This window comes from Saccharothrix algeriensis (assembly GCF_016907655.1).
GTDB classification, from domain to species: Bacteria; Actinomycetota; Actinomycetes; order Mycobacteriales; family Pseudonocardiaceae; genus Actinosynnema; species Actinosynnema algeriense.
In genome coordinates this window covers 3,963,291-3,980,366 of record NZ_JAFBCL010000001.1, presented here as the reverse complement: position 1 = coordinate 3,980,366, position 17,076 = coordinate 3,963,291, and the positions used below count along the sequence as shown (strand labels likewise).

At 73.2% G+C, this 17,076-nt stretch carries 18 protein-coding genes and 1 tRNA gene; 12 read left to right on the top strand and 7 right to left on the bottom strand.

Annotation, left to right across the window (positions count from 1 at the left end):
- Nucleotides 1–45 precede the first annotated feature (45 nt).
- On the top strand, nucleotides 46–852 hold the full coding sequence (locus JOE68_RS18345) for a metal-dependent hydrolase (protein WP_204843539.1): 807 nt from the start codon (nucleotides 46–48) through the stop codon (nucleotides 850–852).
- Nucleotides 853–1,053: 201 nt separating this feature from the next.
- A complete protein-coding gene (locus JOE68_RS18340; RefSeq protein ID WP_204843538.1) occupies nucleotides 1,054–1,539 on the top strand; it encodes a hypothetical protein in 486 nt (161 codons plus the stop codon).
- Here JOE68_RS18340 and JOE68_RS18335 read toward each other — a convergent pair.
- Both JOE68_RS18335 and JOE68_RS18330 read right to left on the bottom strand, forming a co-directional pair.
- On the bottom strand, nucleotides 1,536–1,793 hold the full coding sequence (locus tag JOE68_RS18335) for a metallothionein (RefSeq protein ID WP_204843537.1): 258 nt from the start codon (nucleotides 1,791–1,793) through the stop codon (nucleotides 1,536–1,538). The two genes, JOE68_RS18340 and JOE68_RS18335, sit on opposite strands and share 4 nt — an antisense overlap.
- 53 nt (nucleotides 1,794–1,846) lie before the next feature.
- Nucleotides 1,847–1,920, bottom strand: a tRNA-OTHER gene (locus JOE68_RS18330).
- A 146-nt stretch (nucleotides 1,921–2,066) separates the two neighbouring features.
- Here JOE68_RS18330 and JOE68_RS18325 point away from each other — a divergent pair.
- Nucleotides 2,067–3,170 (top strand): J domain-containing protein, encoded by a 1,104-nt coding sequence (locus tag JOE68_RS18325; RefSeq protein WP_204843536.1) that lies wholly within the window; start codon nucleotides 2,067–2,069, stop codon nucleotides 3,168–3,170.
- A gap of 149 nt (nucleotides 3,171–3,319) precedes the next feature.
- Complete coding sequence (locus tag JOE68_RS18320; protein WP_204843535.1) at nucleotides 3,320–3,652, top strand: hypothetical protein; 333 nt, start codon at nucleotides 3,320–3,322, stop codon at nucleotides 3,650–3,652.
- Nucleotides 3,653–3,697: 45 nt separating this feature from the next.
- Here JOE68_RS18320 and JOE68_RS18315 read toward each other — a convergent pair whose 3' ends face one another.
- Nucleotides 3,698–4,519, bottom strand: a complete 822-nt coding sequence (locus JOE68_RS18315) for a nucleotidyl transferase AbiEii/AbiGii toxin family protein (protein WP_204843534.1) — start codon at nucleotides 4,517–4,519, stop codon at nucleotides 3,698–3,700.
- Nucleotides 4,485–5,534: a type IV toxin-antitoxin system AbiEi family antitoxin gene (locus tag JOE68_RS18310; RefSeq protein ID WP_204843533.1), complete on the bottom strand. Its 1,050-nt coding sequence runs from the start codon at nucleotides 5,532–5,534 to the stop codon at nucleotides 4,485–4,487. Before JOE68_RS18310 ends, JOE68_RS18315 begins: the two co-directional genes overlap by 35 nt.
- Before the next feature lie 165 nt (nucleotides 5,535–5,699).
- Between JOE68_RS18310 and JOE68_RS18305 the strand changes: the two genes are divergently transcribed.
- From JOE68_RS18305 to JOE68_RS18275, 7 genes are all read left to right on the top strand, one after another.
- Entirely contained in the window at nucleotides 5,700–6,269 is a 570-nt protein-coding gene (locus JOE68_RS18305; protein ID WP_204843532.1) for an HhH-GPD-type base excision DNA repair protein, read from the top strand.
- Between the two features lie 28 nt (nucleotides 6,270–6,297).
- Nucleotides 6,298–7,824: a serine/threonine-protein kinase gene (locus JOE68_RS18300; RefSeq protein ID WP_204843531.1), complete on the top strand. Its 1,527-nt coding sequence runs from the start codon at nucleotides 6,298–6,300 to the stop codon at nucleotides 7,822–7,824.
- A 52-nt stretch (nucleotides 7,825–7,876) separates the two neighbouring features.
- A complete protein-coding gene (locus JOE68_RS18295; RefSeq protein ID WP_204843530.1) occupies nucleotides 7,877–8,653 on the top strand; it encodes an ABC transporter permease in 777 nt (258 codons plus the stop codon).
- Nucleotides 8,646–9,443 (top strand): ABC transporter permease, encoded by a 798-nt coding sequence (locus JOE68_RS18290; RefSeq protein ID WP_204843529.1) that lies wholly within the window; start codon nucleotides 8,646–8,648, stop codon nucleotides 9,441–9,443. The genes JOE68_RS18295 and JOE68_RS18290 overlap by 8 nt, the downstream gene beginning before the upstream one ends.
- Nucleotides 9,440–10,396 (top strand): ABC transporter ATP-binding protein, encoded by a 957-nt coding sequence (locus JOE68_RS18285; RefSeq protein ID WP_204843528.1) that lies wholly within the window; start codon nucleotides 9,440–9,442, stop codon nucleotides 10,394–10,396. Before JOE68_RS18290 ends, JOE68_RS18285 begins: the two co-directional genes overlap by 4 nt.
- A 46-nt stretch (nucleotides 10,397–10,442) precedes the next feature.
- The gene (locus JOE68_RS18280; protein ID WP_204843527.1) at nucleotides 10,443–10,841 is read left to right on the top strand and encodes a bacteriophage spanin2 family protein; all 399 of its coding nucleotides are present in this window, start codon (nucleotides 10,443–10,445) and stop codon (nucleotides 10,839–10,841) included.
- Between the two features lie 67 nt (nucleotides 10,842–10,908).
- Nucleotides 10,909–11,100 (top strand): DUF1918 domain-containing protein, encoded by a 192-nt coding sequence (locus JOE68_RS18275; protein WP_204843526.1) that lies wholly within the window; start codon nucleotides 10,909–10,911, stop codon nucleotides 11,098–11,100.
- 323 nt (nucleotides 11,101–11,423) lie between these two features.
- Here JOE68_RS18275 and JOE68_RS18270 read toward each other — a convergent pair whose 3' ends face one another.
- Nucleotides 11,424–12,239: an inositol monophosphatase family protein gene (locus JOE68_RS18270; RefSeq protein WP_307819734.1), complete on the bottom strand. Its 816-nt coding sequence runs from the start codon at nucleotides 12,237–12,239 to the stop codon at nucleotides 11,424–11,426.
- Between the two features lie 58 nt (nucleotides 12,240–12,297).
- Complete coding sequence (locus tag JOE68_RS18265; RefSeq protein WP_204843524.1) at nucleotides 12,298–13,290, bottom strand: malate dehydrogenase; 993 nt, start codon at nucleotides 13,288–13,290, stop codon at nucleotides 12,298–12,300.
- Between the two features lie 166 nt (nucleotides 13,291–13,456).
- Between JOE68_RS18265 and JOE68_RS18260 the strand changes: the two genes are divergently transcribed.
- Nucleotides 13,457–14,044 carry a pentapeptide repeat-containing protein gene (locus JOE68_RS18260; protein ID WP_204846163.1) on the top strand — a complete coding sequence of 196 codons (588 nt, stop codon included), beginning with the start codon at nucleotides 13,457–13,459 and terminating at the stop codon, nucleotides 14,042–14,044.
- Between the two features lie 54 nt (nucleotides 14,045–14,098).
- Here the strand turns inward: JOE68_RS18260 and JOE68_RS18255 are convergent, their stop codons facing one another.
- Nucleotides 14,099–17,029, bottom strand: coding sequence for a glycohydrolase toxin TNT-related protein (locus JOE68_RS18255; protein ID WP_239562281.1), 2,931 nt, complete (start codon nucleotides 17,027–17,029; stop codon nucleotides 14,099–14,101).
- Nucleotides 17,030–17,076 lie beyond the last annotated feature (47 nt).

Below are 17,076 nucleotides of genomic sequence, written 5' to 3'. Positions count from 1 at the left end.
GTCACAATGCCTTAGCCTCCACTCACGATCTTGGAGGGGGGCACCGTGTCGACCGGACCGACGCACGCCATGAGCGGTTTGCTGGCCTGGGCGGCGGTGACCGCGCTCGCCGACCACCACCCCATCGGCCAGCTCACGCCGCAGAGCTGGGCCGTCGGGGCGGTGCTGGCGACCGGTGCGGCGCTGCTGCCCGACCTCGACCACCCGTCGTCGACGATCTCGCGCACGTTCGGGCCGATCAGCGGGGGCGCGTCGGCCCTGATCAACTCCATCAGCTCGTTCGTCTACCGCACCACGCGCACCCGCAAGGACTCCAACCGCGACGGCGGGCACCGGGGCCTGACCCACACCCTGGCGTTCGCCGTGGCCGCCGCCGTGGGCACGACCGCCGTCGTGCAGCAGTCGCAGAAGTGGGCGCTGCCGGTGCTGATGTTCGTGTTCGCGGGCCTGGCCGTGCGCGGGATCATGAACGACTGGTGCCCGAAGAAGGACGCCCTGCTGATCACGGTGGTCTCCGCCGTGATCACCGGCGTGTGCCTGGCGTGGACGGCCCAGACCGCGGCGAGCGCGGCGGCGTGCGGGGTGGCGGTGGGCGTCGGGTGCGTGGCGCACTACCTCGGCGACGCGATCACCGAGCAGGGCTGCCCGATCCTGTGGCCGATCCCGCTGGCGGGCAAGACCTGGTTCCCCGTCGCCCCGCCCAAGGTCCTGCGGATGCAGACCGGCGGCAAGGTGGAGATGACGGTGGTGGGGCCGCTGATCACGCTGCTGTCGGTGTGGCTGTCCGCGGCGGCCCTCCAGCAGGCCGGCGCGCTGCCGTTCCTGGGGGGCATCGACCTGCTGCCCGGCTAGGGCCGCCGGTTCGGGTTGTCCCTTCGGGTGTGGTCCGTTCGGGCTACCCGCGCCCCGGCGCACCGCGATTTCGGAAAACCGACAGCCGATGGCTACCCGAATCTCACCCGATCGGACTAGCCTCGCCGGGAGCCGGGGCCGGCGCGGCAGGCTCGTTCCGACCTCGCGGAAGGGATCGGCATCGACTTTCGTGGACGTGCGATGACAACCTGGCTCGGCCTGAACGCGGGGCACGAGGACCCGCGCGCGGCGGACGTGGCAGCCGTGGCCCTGTACGAGTCGCTGCTGTTCCACGCGCACGTGGTGTGCGTGCACGTGGTGGAGGACCGCCACGCGATGTCCTTCCGCCTCACCGACGCCCCGTCCGAGAACACCCTCTCGACGCTGCTGGAACGCGGCTACGGCGTCGCCGTGCACAACGGCAGGCTGCAGCGGCTGGCGGGTCCGGAGCACCTCACGCGCGGGGCGCTGCGGGCCGCGCTCGCCCACCGGGACCGCCGGGAGGGCCGGGCCCTGCGCTTCCCGGGGCAGCGGTCCCTGCGGGGCAGGCACGGGGTGTCGGACGTCCTGGCGTTCAGCGCGATCGAGGAGGTCCTGCCGCCCGGACTCAAGAGCGTGGACGCGCGGGGCGACCTGCAGCCGTCCTTCGTCGGCGGCCGACTGGTCCTCACCTGCCCGCCGCGCTAGTCGGGGTGGGCGCCGACGGTGTCGCGGATCTGGTCGCCGAGCCGCTCGGCGTTGCGGGCGCAGTGGGCGCAGCAGAAGAACCGCCCCTCCACCTCCACGCCGTGCCCGAGGATCCGGCAGTCGCAGCGCTCGCACCGGGGCGCCAGTCGCTGGATCGCGCACTCGAAGCTGTCGAACGTGTGCACCCCGCCGCCGACGGTGCGCACCTCGAACGCCATCCAGTAGTCGTTGCCGCAGACGTCACAGGTCGCCATGCGCGCAGCGTGCGACACCCCCGGGCGCCCGGCAACTCGGGGGCGGGGTGCGGCGGACCAGGCCGGATTCGAACCGGCGTCCTCCCCCGACGGGTCGGGGGCGCGTCAACCACTGCGCTACAGGTCCTCCGGAGCCGGGCGGGGCTCCTCCGGCGCGGCGAGGGGTGCGCCGCCCGCCGGGCTCCGCCCACCCTAACCAGGAGCACGCCCCGGAAAACAGTGCCTAACCGGTGCCGAACCGATCACGGCGGGCCGTGCCGCTAAGGTCTCCGCGTGCGCGGGGTCGACTACTACGAGTTGCTCGGGGTGGGCCGCGACGCGTCCCCCGCGGAGATCAAGTCCGCGTACCGCTCGCTGGCCAAGGTCATGCACCCCGACGCGGGCGGCTCGTCGCTGACGTTCCGGGTGCTCCAGGAGGCTTACGACACCCTCCGCGACCCGTCGCGGCGCCGCGACTACGACCGCGGCTGGTCGTTCACCCGGCCCCAGTCGCCCACCGCCCCGTCCCGCCCGCGGCGCACCGGCCGGACCGGCCGGCTGCGCAACTTCGGCGAGGACCCCGACTTCGTGCCCCCGAAGCCGGTCGTCGACCCCGACGACGTGCCGTGGTGGCACCTGGTCGACGTGGCCCAGCGGGTGCGCTACGCGCCGGCGGCGGGCCCCGGCCACGCCCCGGCGCTGGCCGCCCTGTGCGGCTGGTTCTTCCTCCTGCTGCCGGTGGTGGCGGTGGACTTCACCCCGCTGACCCTGGCGCTGTGGCTGCTGGTGGTGGCCGCCGCGGCGGCGGTGGCGTTCCGCCTGGTGCGCCGCTACCTCGGGGCCGTGCGGGAGGACCGCCGCTTCGCCGCCGAGGTGGACGCGGAGGTCGTCCACGGCGCCACCGACGACCGGGTGTGCGAGCGCCTGACCGCGGACCTGCTCGGCCGCTACCTGACCCGCCTGCCGGGCGCGCGCGTGTTCCACGGCCTGGCCTGGCCGGGTTCGGTCTTCGCCGACGTGGACCACGCCGTCCTGTGCGGGCGGCGGCTGGTGCTGGTCGAGTCGAAGTCGTGGCTGCCCGGCCACTACGCGGCGGGGGACGACGGCGTCCTGTGGCGCAACGGCCACCCGTTCCGCGGCGGCGGCACGCGCCTGCACCGGACGCTGGCGGCGTACCGGCAACTCCTGCCGTGGCTCGACATCCGCTCCGCCCTGCTGGTCTACCCGAGCAGGTCGGGCGAGATCACCACCGACCAGCCGGCCGACACCCTGGTCCCGCCGATGACGCCGGCTCAGTTCGTGGCGGAGATCGGCGACTGGCTGTCCGAGGACCCGGCCACCGTGGACCGCGAGGCTTACCGCCTGCTGCTCGCCCAGGTCGTCCCGGTGACCCGCTGATCCACTCACCCGGGGCGGGCCGGGCGCGTTATCGCGCCGAAGTTTTCGCACGTTACCGGTCACCACTCGAACGAGTGAATTGAGGCCACCACCCGCAATCGGGGGCGCAGTCTCGGTGTTCCGGCACATCGAATCCGAGGACGTGCGCCATGACTTATCCGCAAGGCGCTCACCAGCAACAGGCGCCCACCCGCGCCCCGGTGGGGCAGAGCCGGTTCGGCGCCCTGGCGTGGACCGCGTCCATCCTGGGCGTCGTGGGGCTCGTCGGCTCATCGATCGCCTTCTTCAACAACCTGACCGCCATCATCGCGGGCGTCGGGCTCGTGCTCGGCGTCATCGCGCTTTTCGGCACCAGAAAAACACTCGCCGCGATCGGGGTGACGCTCTGCGTGCTCGCACTCGTCGCCACCGTGACGGCCCAGACGGCCGCCGTAGGCCGACTCGACGGAGCCGACAAAGCCGCTTTCGTGGGGCAAGCCTGAGCACCCCTCGACCTCAAGCCCATCCCAGCCGGTGCGAGTTGCCGATCACGTGGATGGTGCCCGCTTGGCCTCGCCGATGGCATCGCGAACACCCTGGCTCATGGCCTGGAGCACGCGTCCGGCACGAGGTGACTTCATGTCCCTGGTCAACTTCCCCATCAACTCGTCGTCGTCCAGGATGCGGAGCAACTCGGCGATGCCGCCGCTGTCGAGCAAAGCCGGTATTCGTGATCCCAGGACCCAGGCCCCTGCCGACGGCGGGTCGTAGTCGAACCTTTCGAGCACGTGGAGATCCTCGCCGTAGAGTTGCTCCTGGTACCTTCCGGACGAGTACCAATCGATCACCGTCGCCAGATCGAGCGCGTCACGCGTGTCGCTGTAGTGGCGATCCGCCCAAGCCAAGGTCTTCAGGAGTGCGAGAGCGGGGATCGATGGGATCTTGATGATTCCACCCGGCAACAGCACCGTCTGCGCAGTGCGAACTGCTTCGCGAAAACCGAGGACGTTCATCGCGTGGTCATCGGGCCACAGGATCTTCCGGTCCTCTTGTTCGATGCCACCGTAGGGCACCACATCGACCTCAGTACCCTCGACGATGAACCTGTGCACGCTGTTGTCGTATCGGTCGAGTTTCCGGACCAGGCTGTCGAATTCAGCCCAGGAATCGACCTCGGCTGCGATGTCGATGTCCCTGGTCTGGCGCTCGGGACGTCGCCCCAACAGGTCGATCGAGATCAGCGAGCGGGCGGTCGCCCCAACGACCAGGTAATCGACCCGGGCTTCGCGAGCCACTTCATCGATTCGCGCCAGCACCTTGGCCGCGCGCCAGACCTCATAGTCGGTCGAGGCCCGCAAGTCGATCGTCACTGGTCCTGATCCTGTCCGCGTGCTCACGTTGGCGAGGGTCGCCAGAGGCAAGGAGGTCAGCGTAGATCAACGTGGGCGGCACGATCCACGTCTGCCGCGCCATTGTCCAGAACCGTCTTCTCACGTGGACGTTGCCCGCTTGTTCGGCACGCGCCAGCCGGTGCCTGCCGATCAGGGATCGCGGTCGCTCATCGGCGTAGAGGGTGAGGCCGGCCGGCACCAGGTGCGGGTCGAGGACACTCGCACCGGTTTCACCACCCACCTGGACGTCGAACCGCGTCAACTCGTCTTCCGAACTTCGCCACCACGAGATGTCGGAGGCATCGAAGTCGCCGAGGGACAGCGTTGGCGAGAGCCTGGTCGAATAAGCTTCCGACCACCTGTTGAGCAGTTCCCCAGCCCTTCCCAACCTGCGTTCACCCGCCACCTCGTACAGGTACCCAGCCCCGGTAAGGTCGTGGACCACCGCTTGGGCCGTGCCGAGCGAGACCCTGCTGGCGCTCGCGAGTTCGCGCAGCGGCTTCCCAGCCATCGAAGGCCAACTGAGCAGGACGAACCCGACCTGCAGACCCGCGCGGCTGAACGCCTTGCTCCCGCGCGACGAGGAAGCGCTACCGCGCCCACTCCTCTTGCGGCGTCCTCGGATGTCGATCAGCACGTCATCCCAGGCGATGTGGGCATTGCCCGCTTCGTCGACGTAATCGATGCCCCGCTCGCGCAGCAGACCCGCGGCCTGCTCGGTGATCGAGCGCGCGATGACCAGTGTGGGCAGCGAAGCGTGCGGGTGGAGGGCCGTCGCGAGTTCGGACGGCACAGCTCGCTTGATCACAACGGCGTACGTCCGGGCCGCGCCCGACGCTCGACTGACACGGGCTATCGCGTCAACCCCCTGGCCCACCGCGTGCTCGCCCGGCCGCACGTCGACCTCGAGGCCAAGGGGGCGCAGCCACTCCCCCAGCTCGACCAAGCGGACACGTTCGTTCAAAATTCCGCCATGTTCATCTGTGCTGAACATGCACCAATATTGAACGCTACGACGGTGCGCCGCAAGATTTGCCTGCTCAGAGTCCGGTGACTACAGGGAGTAGAGAGGCAAGTCACATCCCCACCTCATGCCGACAGCCCCGTCCCCTGCGTGCTGTCCGTCTCGGTGCCACAGCCGTGTGCAACCCTTCCGCCCGTGAACCCCAAGCTGTGCCTCGCCCAGGACCCGGACGCCGACGACCTGCTGTCCACCAACCCCCTGGCCTTGCTCTTTGGCATGGCACTCGACCAGCAGATCCCGATGGAGAAGGCGTTCCGGGGGCCGAAGGACATCGCCGACCGGATGGGTGGGCTCAGTGTGTACCGGGTTGCCGAGGCGGACGCCGCCGAGTTCGCCGCCGTCGTGGCCGACAAGCCCGCCGTGCACCGCTTCCCCGGCTCGATGGCCAAGCGGCTCCAGGACCTCGCCCGCTACCTGGTCGAGCACTACGACGGCGACCCGGCCGGCATCTGGACGCGGGGGCAGCCGGGCGGTGCGGAGGTGTTGGGGCGGCTCGAGGCGTTGCCCGGGTTCGGGGACCAGAAGGCCCGGATCTTCCTCGCCCTGCTCGGCAAGCAGCTCGGCGTGCGGCCCGAGGGCTGGCGGGAGGCGGCCGGCGCTTACGGGGAGGACGGGGCGCGACGGAGCGTGGCCGATGTCCGCGACCCGGCCTCGCTGGCGGAGGTGCGGGCGTTCAAGAAGGCCGCCAAGGCTGCGCGGGGGTGATGTCGGACGTCCGGGTTAGAGTCCCGGCGTGCAGCTGCCGGGGTTGGCCGATCTCACGCCGTTGGGTCAGGGCGGGTTCGCCACCGTCTACCGCGCGCGGCAGGTCCAGCTCGGCCGGGACGTCGCCGTCAAGGTCGACAACCGGGTGCTGCAGACCGAGCGGGACCGGCGACGGTTCCTGCGGGAGGCGCACGCCGCCGCGCGGTTGTCCGGGCACCCGCACGTCGTGTCCGTGCACGACGCCGACTTCACCCCGCAGGGCACCCCGTACCTGGTGATGGAGCTGTGCACGGGCGGGTCGCTGGCCGACCTCGTCCGGCGTGACGGGCCGCTGCCGGCCGAGCGGGTGCGGCAGCTCGGGGTCCAGCTCGCCGACGCGCTGGCCGCCGCGCACGCGGAGGGCGTGCTGCACCGCGACATCAAGCCCGGCAACATCCTGCTCGACCGCTACGGCACGGTGAAGCTCGCCGACTTCGGGCTGGCCGCCCTGCTGGACGCCGAGGGCGGCTCCACGGTCACGCGGGACGCCCTCAGCCCCAGCTACGCGCCGCCCGAGGCGTTCGCGATGGCCCGACCGACGCCCGCCGCCGACGTCTACGCGCTCGCCGCCACCCTGTACGACCTGCTGGCGGGCCGCCCACCGCGGCCCGTGCCGTGGCCGGTGGAGTCGTTCGACCACCTCGGCGAGGTGCTGCGGTCGCCGGTTCCCCCGGTGGCCGGGACGCCGCTCGACCTGCACGAGGCGCTGGTCCGCGCGCTCACCCCGGACATCGCCTACCGGACGCCCTCCGCCGCCCGGCTGCGCGACGAGTTGAGGGGAATCGCCGGAGGCGCCCCCGCGCCCGCCCCGCTCGCGTTCTTCCCCGATCGGAGCCCGGACCCGAACCCCGGCCCGAGCCCGAACCCCGGACCGGGTTCCGATCCCAGGACGGGTCCGCTGGTCCACGCGCACCCCTACCCGCCGTCCGGGCCCGAACCCGCCCGGCACCCGCGGCCCGGCCCGGCCCCGGCGACGAAGCGCAAGCCGTGGTCGCTGGTGGCGGCGGCCGGGCTGGCCGTCGTGGTCGCGCTGGGCGCGTGGTGGTGGACGACCCGCGGCTCCGCCACCGGCAACGCCGCCGCTCCCCCGACCACCCCGACCACCCCGACCACCGGCGACACCGCCCCGCCCAGGCTCGAGGTCTGCGGCACGGGCTACTGCGTCGCCGAACCCACCTGCTACCACGGCATCAACTCGATCGGCGGGCAGGCCGCCACCGCCCGCCGCGCCGGCGACTGCTCGATCCCCCACTACTGGGAGGCGTTCGCCGGCGGCTGGCTGTCCGGCGCGATCCCGCTGGTGGACAACGACGAACTCGTCGCGGCGCCCGAGGTCAGGGGTGTGTGCACGGCCGAGGCGATGAAGGCCAACACGCGCCCCACCGTGGACACCTCGACCTGGGAGATCACCGCCGTCGCGTTCGGCGAGGGCGGCCGGAACTACTTCCACTGCTTCGCCAAGGACCCCGAGTCGGGCGAGACGACGACCAGCGCGTTCGGGACGGCGGGCCCCTGAAGGAACCCCGGGGCGGGTAAAGCGCTTGCGGTGATTCCTAGGGTTGGAAGACGTGCGCGCCTACGCGCAACTCGCGCTCGCCGGATTCCGCCGTTACTCCACCTATCGACAAGCGATGTTCGCCGGCCTGGCCGCGAACGTCGTGTTCGGCCTGCTCCGGACCGCCGTGCTGCTCGCGGTCGTGGCCGCCGGCCCGGTCGCCGGGTACGACGTGCCCGCCGTCGTCGCCTACGTGTGGCTGGGGCAGGGCCTGATGGCGTTCGTCCAGCTCTGGGGCGACGCCCGGCTGGCGGACCGCGTCCGCACCGGGGACGTCGTGATCGACCTCTACCGGCCCTGGCACCTGCAGGCCGCGCTGTTCGCCGAGGACGTGGGCCGGGCCGGGTTCACCGTGCTCGTGCGGTTCCTGCCGCCGGTCGCGCTCGGGGCGCTGCTGTTCCCGTTCCGCTGGCCCGCCCCGGCGGTCTGGCCGTGGTTCCTGGTCAGCGTGCTGCTCGCGCTGGTGGTGAGCTTCGGGCTGCGGTTCCTGCTCAACGCCACCACCTTCTGGCTGCTGGACAACCGCGGTGTGATCACGCTCCACGAGGTGACCGCCGGCGCGCTGTGCGGGCTGTCCGTGCCGCTGGCCTTCTTCCCCGACTGGGCGCGGACCCTGTTGTGGGCCACGCCGTTCCCCGCCCTCCTGCAGGCCCCGATCGACGTCTTCCTGGTCCACGGTCCACTGTGGACCACGTTGGCGCACCAGCTCTCCTGGGCCGTCGCGCTGTCGGTCGCCGGGCACTTCGTGCTCCGGCGCGCCGTGCGGAGGGTGGTGGTGCAGGGTGGGTGACCGGGTCTACCCCAGGCTGGTCGCGGCCCGGTTGCGCGGTCAGGCGTCGTACCGGACCTCGTTCGCGCTGGAGTGCGTCGGGCAGGCGTTCGCCCAGATGGGCGAGCTGGTCGTGATCCTCGTGCTGTTCCACCGGGTCGACGCGGTGGGCGGGTTCTCCGCGACCGAGGTCCTGCTGGTGTACGCGATCGCGAGCACGGCGTTCGGGATCGCCGACCTGGTGGCGGGGCAGCTCAACGAGCTGCCGGACTACATCCGCACCGGCAAGTTCGACGTGCTGCTGCTGCGCCCCCTGGGGACCCTGCCGCAGATCGTGGTGTCGGACGTCCGGCTGCGCCGGGTCGGCCGGATCCTCGCGGGTACCGCCGTGCTGGTGTACGCCTTGGCGCACAATGACATCGCGTGGTCGCCGTGGACCGCGCTGCTGGCCGTCGTCGCGCCGCTGGCCGGCGCGGTGATCTTCTCGGCGGTGTGGGTGGTGGCCTGCGCCGTGTGCTTCTGGCTGGTCGAGGCCCAGGAGCTGGCCAACACCGTCACCTACGGCAGCAACTCCTTCACCTCCTACCCCGTCACGGTCTACTCCGGGTGGCTGCGGCGGCTCATGGCGTTCGTCGTGCCCGGCGCGTTCGTCGCCTACTACCCCGCCCTCGCCCTGCTGGGCCGCCCCGACCCGCTGGGCGGCCCCGCGGTGCTGGGCTGGATCTCACCGCTCGTCGCACTGGCCGCCGCCTGCGTGGCGGGGCTGGTGTGGCGGTTCGCCGTCCGCCACTACCGAGGGACCGGGTCGTGATCGAAGTTCGGGAGCTGCGCCGCGAGTTCACCGTGACGAGCCGGGCCGGCCGGTTCCGGCGGACCAGGCGGACCGTCCTCGCGGTCGACTCGGTCAGCTTCGACGTCGCCGCCGGCGAGGCCGTCGGGTACGTCGGGCCGAACGGGGCCGGGAAGTCGACCACCATCAAGGTGCTCACCGGCGTCCTGGCGGCGACCTCGGGGCACGTGCGGGTCTGCGGCGTCGACCCGTCCCGGTCGCGGCGGGAGCTGGCGCGGCGCATCGGCGTGGTGTTCGGGCAGCGCAGCCAGCTGTGGTGGGACCTGCCGCTGCGGGACAGCTTCGACCTGCTGCGGTCGATCTACCGGGTGGGCGCGGCCGACCACGCGCGGCGGCTGGCGCGGTGCGTCGAGCTGCTCGGGCTGTCGGAGTTCCTCGACCGGCCGGTGCGGCAGCTGTCGCTGGGCCAGCGGATGCGCGGGGAGGTCACCGCCGCCCTGCTGCACGGGCCGGACCTGCTGGTGCTGGACGAGCCCACCATCGGGCTCGACCTGGAGTCCAAGGAGCGGCTGCGCGAGTTCCTGACCGACCTCAACGCCACCCGCGGCACGACGCTGCTGCTCACCACGCACGACCTGGACGACATCGAGCGGCTGTGCCCGCGGCTGGTGGTGATCGACCGGGGCACGGTGCTGGCCGACGGCCCGCTGGAGGAGCTGCGGGCGCAGGTCGCGCCGGACCGCGTGCTGGTGGTGGACCTGGCGGGGCCGGCCGCGCCGCTGGACGACCTGCCCGGCGTCGTCGCCGTGCGCAGCGAGCTGGGCGGCCTGCGGCAGCGCCTGACGTTCCGCCGGTCCGGCACGACCGCGGCGGCGCTGATCGCCGCGGTGGCGGCCCGCGCCGAGGTGCACGACCTGGTGGTGGAGGAGCCCGAAATCGACGATGTGGTGCGGCGGCTCTACGCGCGTCGGTAGAGTCGGGCGAAACGGTCATCGAAGCACGAGCACCACGGGAGTCGCCATGCGTGCAGGTCGTCCGGTCGCCACCATCCTGCTGGCGCTGGGGCTCGTCGGCGCCGTCTCCGGGTGCGAGGCGGTGCAGCAGGCGTCCGACACCGCCAACGACGTCAACTCCGCCATCGACAAGGGCAAGGTGTGCGCCGACGCGCTCGTGCTGGCGAACTTCACGCCGAGCGCGAGCGACCCGCAGAAGGCGCTGGAGGAGACCCAGGCCAAGGCCGACGAGCTGGGCAAGCTCGCGGACCAGGCGGGCGACACCACGCTCAAGGACGCCATCAACGGCGTGTCCGACACGATGTCCAACGTCACCCTGAACGACCTGGACCCGACGCGGCTCGCGGACTGGACGCAGAAGAAGCTGGACCAGGTCGAGAAGCTGGCCAACGCCTGCGGCGGCTGAGCGGAAATGCCAGGCTGTCGGTACCTTCGGAACCGTCCTACGCTGTGACGCACCGGAGGTGTTGCAGATGCACGCGACAGTAGGCGACCGGTTGCACGTCCACAGCCGCGCGGTGGGCCTCGACGAACGGGTCGGCGAGATCCTGGAGGTCCGCGGGCAGGAGGGCGCGCCGCCGTACCTGGTCCGCTTCTCCGACGGCCACGAGGGTCTGGTCTACCCCGGCCCGGACTGCCTGGTCGAACCCCGCACCGGCGACTAGGCGACCGGGCTACCAGGCGACCGGGCGACCAAGCGGCCGGGCGACCTAGCGGCTGGGCAACCAAGCGGCCGGCGGTCGGGCGACGGGTCCTCCCGGCGCGGAACCCGCACCGGGTGCGCGACCCGCCTGTTGTCACCCGGCCGGCATCACCCGTCCGTTGTCACCCGGCCGGTATCACCCTCCTGTCGTCACCCGCCCAGCGGGCCACCCGCGGCGACACCACCCGGTGCGCCCGTGCGGTCCGCTGTCGCGCGGGTACCGCCGGCCGGTCGCGGGGCCGGTCACCGACCCCGCGACGTTCACCCGATCCGGTGGAGTCGGGCCTATCCCAGGACCGTCGCGATCAGCTCGTCCGCCAGGGCCGGGGTCGCGGCGGCGATGCCGGACCAGCGGCGGGACAGGTCCAGGTCGAACACCAGCGGCCGGCCGTGCAGGTCGAGCAGCGCTCCCCCGGCGGCGGGCACCGTCACCAGGGCGGCGACCAGGTCCATCAGCCGGTGGGTGTCCGAGCCGGGGTCGGCGAAGCCGTCCACCGAGCCCTCCGCCACCAGCGCGGTCTCCAGGCAGGTCGTGCACAGCACCCGGACGCGGTCGGCGGCGTCGGCCAGGCGCGCCCAGGCTTCCTCGGTGCCGCGCTTGGGGCGCATCAGGCAGAGCGACGCGCCCCGCAGCCGCGTGCGGCCGGACGTGCGGAACGGCGTCGGCCGGCCGGCCTTGGCCGACCAGGCGCGGCCGGTGTCGAACCAGACGGTCAGCGCCTCCACCGGTTCGGTGTCGACCACCAGCGCGCCGGCGAAGCAGGACAGCGGCACGCCGAGGGCCGCGTTCGCCGAGCCGTCCACCGGGTCGACCACCAGGGTGGCCGCGGAGCCGTTGTCGACGAACCCGGCCTCCTCGGACAGCAGGTTCACGCCGGCGGCGGCAGCGGCTTCCACGATCGCCAGCTCCACGATCGCGTCCACCCGCATGGTCGGGGTGCCGTCCGCGCCGTCCGCGACCTCCTCCCGCAGCTCGGCGCGGGTGTGCAGGTGGCGCGCCTCCTGGTACGCGCGGGCGGCGGCGCGGGCCGCGGCGGCGAGCGCCGGGTGGACGTCTGCGGTCAGGTGCGGTTCCGGAACGGGCCACGGGTTCTTCGTCACACCCCAGAACATGCCACGGGGGAGCCCCGGCCGAGGCTCCCCCGTGGTCGGACCGCCCTTACTTGATCAGGCCGAGGCCCTTCACCGCGTCGCGCTCCTCGACCAGCTCGGCCACGGAGGCGTCGATGCGGGCGCGGGAGAAGTCGTCGATCTCCAGGCCCTGCACGATCTCGTACCGGCCGCCCCGGGACGTCACCGGGAACGACGAGATCAGGCCCTCCGGCACGCCGTAGGAGCCGTCCGACACGACCGCCGCCGACGTCCAGTCGCCCTCGGGGGTGCCGTTGACCCAGCTGAAGACGTGGTCGATGGCCGCGTTCGCCGCCGACGCCGCCGAGGACGCGCCGCGCGCCTCGATGATCGCCGCGCCGCGCTTGGCCACGGTCGGGATGAACTCGCCCTCCAGCCAGGACTGGTCGTTCACGGCCTCGGCCGCGTTCCGGCCGCCGACCTCGGCGTGGAACAGGTCCGGGTACTGGGTCGCCGAGTGGTTGCCCCAGATGGTGAGCTTGCGGATGTCGGTCACCGACACGCCGAGCTTCTTGGCCAGCTGCGACAGCGCGCGGTTGTGGTCCAGGCGGGTCATCGCGGTGAACCGCTCGGCCGGGACGTCCGGCGCGTGCTGCTGCGCGATCAGGGCGTTGGTGTTGGCCGGGTTGCCGACCACCAGCACGCGCACGTCGTCCGCCGCGCCCGCGTTGATCGCCTCGCCCTGCGGCTTGAAGATGCCGCCGTTGGCCTCCAGCAGGTCGCCCCGCTCCATGCCCTTGGACCGCGGGCGGGCGCCCACCAGCAGCGCCACGTTCACGCCGTCGAACGCCGTCTTGGCGTCGTCGGTGATGTCGATGCCGGACAGCAGCGGGAACGCGCAGTCGTCCAACTCCATGGCGGTGCCCTCGGCGGCCTTCACGGCCTGCGGGATCTCCAGCAGGCGCAGGCGGACCGGCACATCCGGGCCCAGCAGGTGACCGGAGGCGATGCGGAACAGCAGTGCGTAGCCGATCTGGCCGGCCGCACCGGTGACGGTGACGTTCACGGGCGTGCGGGTCATGAGCCTTCCCGAATGACGATCCGACGGGCTTCAGTCCTCGGGCACGACCACTAGGCAGGTAGCACCTGTCAGCGGCGGTCTCTACTCCGGGACCGGCGCATCGGGCGGTTTGCCCGACGCGGTGAGGTTACCAACCGCTGAACGATGACAAGGTGTGACAGTGGACATCATCGAGGCCGACGAGGACTACAGCGACGCCGTGCTGGCCGGGCAGCGGTGGGAGGGCCGCTCGTTCGTGCGGTGCGACTTCACCGAGGCCGACCTGCGGGGGCTGGTGACGTCGGGGTGCTCGTTCACCGAGTGCCGGTTCGACCGGGCGGACCTGGGCGGATCCGCGCACACCGCCACGGCGTTCCGGTCGTGCCGGTTCGACCGGGCCGTGCTGGCGTCCGCCTCGTTCCGGTCGTGCACGCTGCTGGGTTCGACGTTCGTGGACTGCGGGCTGCGCCCGATCTCGCTGGAGGAGACCGATCTCACGCTGGTCGGGCTGTCGCGGGCGCTGCTGCGCAAGGCGTCGCTGCGCGGGCTGCGGCTGCGGGAGGCCAACCTGGAGGGCGCCGACCTGCGCGACGCGGACCTGCGGGACGCCGACCTGACCGGGGCGCGGCTGCGGGAGTGCCGGTTCGGGGGCGCGGACCTGCGCGGGGCGCGGCTGGGCGCGGACGGCCTGGTCGCGGGCGACCTGCGCGGGGCGCGGGTCGACCCGGGGACGGCCGTGGCCTACGCCGCCGCGCACGGGCTGCGCGTGGACTGACCCGGTCGGGGCGGCCCCGCCGGTCCGGTGGCCGGCGGGGCCGCCCCGAGCGGGCTAGTGGCTCGGGGCCTCCTGGTTCGCGACCTCCACCAGGACGCCGTCGGCCAGCATGTCCTCCACCGACTTCGGCAGCAGGTAGGCCGTGCCGCCGCCGGGCTGCTCGAACCACGGCACCGCGACACCGGTCAGCACCTCGACCTGGCGGCGCAGCCGGTACACGCGGTACGGGCGGTTGACCCACGACGGGACCAGGGAGCGCTCGGCGAACGGCGTGCCGGCCGCGTAGACCAGGTTGCCGCTGCCGTCGCCGAAGCGGTCGACCTCCACGCCGGCGGGCAGCTCGACCATCTGCTTGTGGCGGAAGAGGGTGAGCGGCGGCTCGCCGTTCATCGGGGTGATCGGCCAGGGCCGGGCCTTGGGCTGCTCGGGCTGGGCGTCCGGGCGCGGCGGCGGGACCGGGCGGCGGTCGTCGCGGAAGCCGTTGTTCGCCGGCGGGCGCGGCGGGTCCTCGCGGAAGCCCTCGCCGTGCGCCCGGTGCTGCTCGTCGCGGAAGCCCTCGCCGGCCGGCGGGCGCTGGGGTTCGTCGCGGAAGCCCTCGGCCACCGGCGGGCGCGGCGGCTCCTCGCGGAATCCCTCGGCCACGGGCGGGCGGGACGGCTCCTCCCGGAAGGCGTCGCCGGCGGGCGGGCGCGGGTGCTCCTCGCGGAAGCCCTCGGCCACCGGCGGGCGCGGCGGCTGGGTGCGCGGCGGGGGCGGGGGCAGCGGGCGCGGTGCGCGGCGGCCGGTGAGGACGAGCTTGCCGATCAGGTAGGCGGCGGCGTCCTCCACGCGGTCGAAGTGCACCGGGTTGGTCGGGCCGCGGTCGAACCACGACACCTCCCAGGACCGGCCCTCGGTGCGCAGCACCCACGTGCGGTCGGCGGGTTCGCCGAAGCGGTAGGCGGCGGGCGGGACGTCCAGGTCGTCCAGCGCGCGCCGGACGCCGGACAGCTCGCGCTCCTCCTCGGGCGTGACCTGCCTGGGCTCGGCGGCGGGCTCCTCGAAGGGCTCGTCCGCGTAGTCGTCCCGGTCGGCGAACCGGTCGGGCTGCTCGGACCGGTCCGCGAACTGCTGCTGCTCGCCGAACCGCGGGGGCTGCTCGGCGAACTCCGCCCGGTCGGCGAACCGGTCCGGCTGCTCGCCGAACCGGCCCGGCTGCTCGGCGAACCGCTGCTGCTCGGTGAACTGCTGCTGCTCGGTGAACCGCTCGGGCTGCTCGGGTTGCTCGGCGAACCGCTGCTCGGCGAACCGGTCCGACTGCTCGGGCTGCTCGGCGAACTGCTGCTCGGCGAACCGGTCCGGCTCCTCGGCGTACCGCTGCTGCTCGAAGGCGGGCTGGTCGTGGTAGCGCTCGTCCTCGTCGGCCTCGAACCCGGCGGTCCGCTCGTCCGCCCCCGACGGGCCCTCCGCGCGCTCGTGCGGCGGCTCGTGCCCGGCGTCGGCGACCGGCACGTCGGCGCGGTCCGGGTCCTCCGCCGCGGCCTCCTCCGGCGCGCCGCCGTCGGCCCCCGCCCGGCCGGCCTCGGCCCCGGCGGGCCCGTCCTGCTCGGCGAACGGGCTCCACGGCCTGGTGTCGCCCGGCTCCGGCTCGTACTCGGCGGGCTGGTCGCGGTCGTACTGGGCGGGCGCGAACAGGTCCATGCCGTCCACGTAGGTGTCCCGCCGGTACCGGTCGTCGATGACCGGGCCGTCCTCCTCGAACCGCACCCGGTACGGCGGGCCGCTCTGCGCGTACTCCACGACGTCCGGCTTCAGCTCGGTGAGGTTCGCGGTCTCCTCGACGTCGGCGGACCCGGCCGGTTCGGGCCCGTGCTCGGGGTCCCGCACGTGGAGGGGTTCCCGCAGGTGCACGGTCTCGCCCCCGTGCGCCGCCGCGCCCGCGTGCTCGGCGTCCGGGGCGTGCTCGCCGTCGCGCAGGTGCGCGGCGTCGCGCGCGAGCTCGGGCTCGTGCCCGGCCACGCGCGCGTCCTCGGGCTCGGCCGGGTGCTCGGGCTCGTCGGCGTCGAGCAGCTCCGGCAGCGGCGCGGCGACCGTCGCGCCCACCTCCGCCGGGACCTCGGGCCCGGCGAACGTCCCGAACGGCTCGGCCACCGGCAGCGCCGTGTCGCGGGGCGCGGCGGGCGCGCCCAGGTTCGCGGCGGCGGCGATCCGCGCGTCCTCCCCGACCTCGGGGAGCGCGAAGTCGCCCGCCCTGACCCAGTCGACCAGCTCGGGCTCCGGCGGCACGCCGTACTCGCGCAGGTAGTAGCCCACGGCGGCGGGCCAGATCCAGGTGCCGTCGGTCTGGAACGCCACCGGCACCACGGCCGGCGACTCCGGGTTCAGCACGTCGGCGTCGAAGCCGCGCCCGATCACCGCGACCGGCGCGCGGTGCAGGTAGTCCAGCAGCAGCTCGCGCTCGTCCTCCGGCACCGGCGGCCGGTTCACCGACGGGCGACCGCCGGGACCGGCGCCGTCGAACACCCGGGCCGTGCGGAAACCGCGCTGCGGCGCCGGCGGCGCGGGCTGCTGGGCGAGCCGGCGGCGCAGCCAGTCCGGCACGTTCTCCTCGGCGCGCGGGAAGAACCGCATCTCGTCCACGTAAGCCTGCGGCGGCGGCGGGGTCTGCCACGCGGGTTCCGCGCGGTCGAAGTCGAGGTTGTAGCTGGACGGGTGGTCCAGCTGGTAGCGGGCGTTGGACCAGCTGCCCCGGCCCTCCCGGTACATGCCGGCGCGCAGGCGCGAGAACAACCCCGCCACCTCCTGCGGCGGGGACCAGGCGCGCATGGTGCCGTCGGCGGACCTCACCTCCGCGGCCAGCTCGAAGTACCGACCGGTCGCCCGGTACTCCGCCGCCACGTGGCGCCAGTCGTCGGGGGCGGCCCGCATCAGCGTCAGGCCGATCTGCTTGACCAGCGCATCCTGCTCGGTCGGGTTCAACGGCTTCGGCTCGGACACGTGCACCATCTTCCCCCGCGACTCCCCGTGCGCGCACGGACCCCCGCTGCGCCGAA

Coding starts and splice junctions, on each gene's coding strand:
- JOE68_RS18340 (WP_204843538.1), top strand. CDS start 1,054: ATGACAACCTGGCTCGGCCTGAACGCGGGGCACGAGGACCCGCGCGCG.
- JOE68_RS18335 (WP_204843537.1), bottom strand. CDS start 1,793: ATGGCGACCTGTGACGTCTGCGGCAACGACTACTGGATGGCGTTCGAG.
- JOE68_RS18320 (WP_204843535.1), top strand. CDS start 3,320: ATGACTTATCCGCAAGGCGCTCACCAGCAACAGGCGCCCACCCGCGCC.
- JOE68_RS18310 (WP_204843533.1), bottom strand. CDS start 5,534: ATGTTCAGCACAGATGAACATGGCGGAATTTTGAACGAACGTGTCCGC.
- JOE68_RS18280 (WP_204843527.1), top strand. CDS start 10,443: ATGCGTGCAGGTCGTCCGGTCGCCACCATCCTGCTGGCGCTGGGGCTC.
- JOE68_RS18275 (WP_204843526.1), top strand. CDS start 10,909: ATGCACGCGACAGTAGGCGACCGGTTGCACGTCCACAGCCGCGCGGTG.
- JOE68_RS18265 (WP_204843524.1), bottom strand. CDS start 13,290: ATGACCCGCACGCCCGTGAACGTCACCGTCACCGGTGCGGCCGGCCAG.
- JOE68_RS18255 (WP_239562281.1), bottom strand. CDS start 17,029: ATGGTGCACGTGTCCGAGCCGAAGCCGTTGAACCCGACCGAGCAGGAT.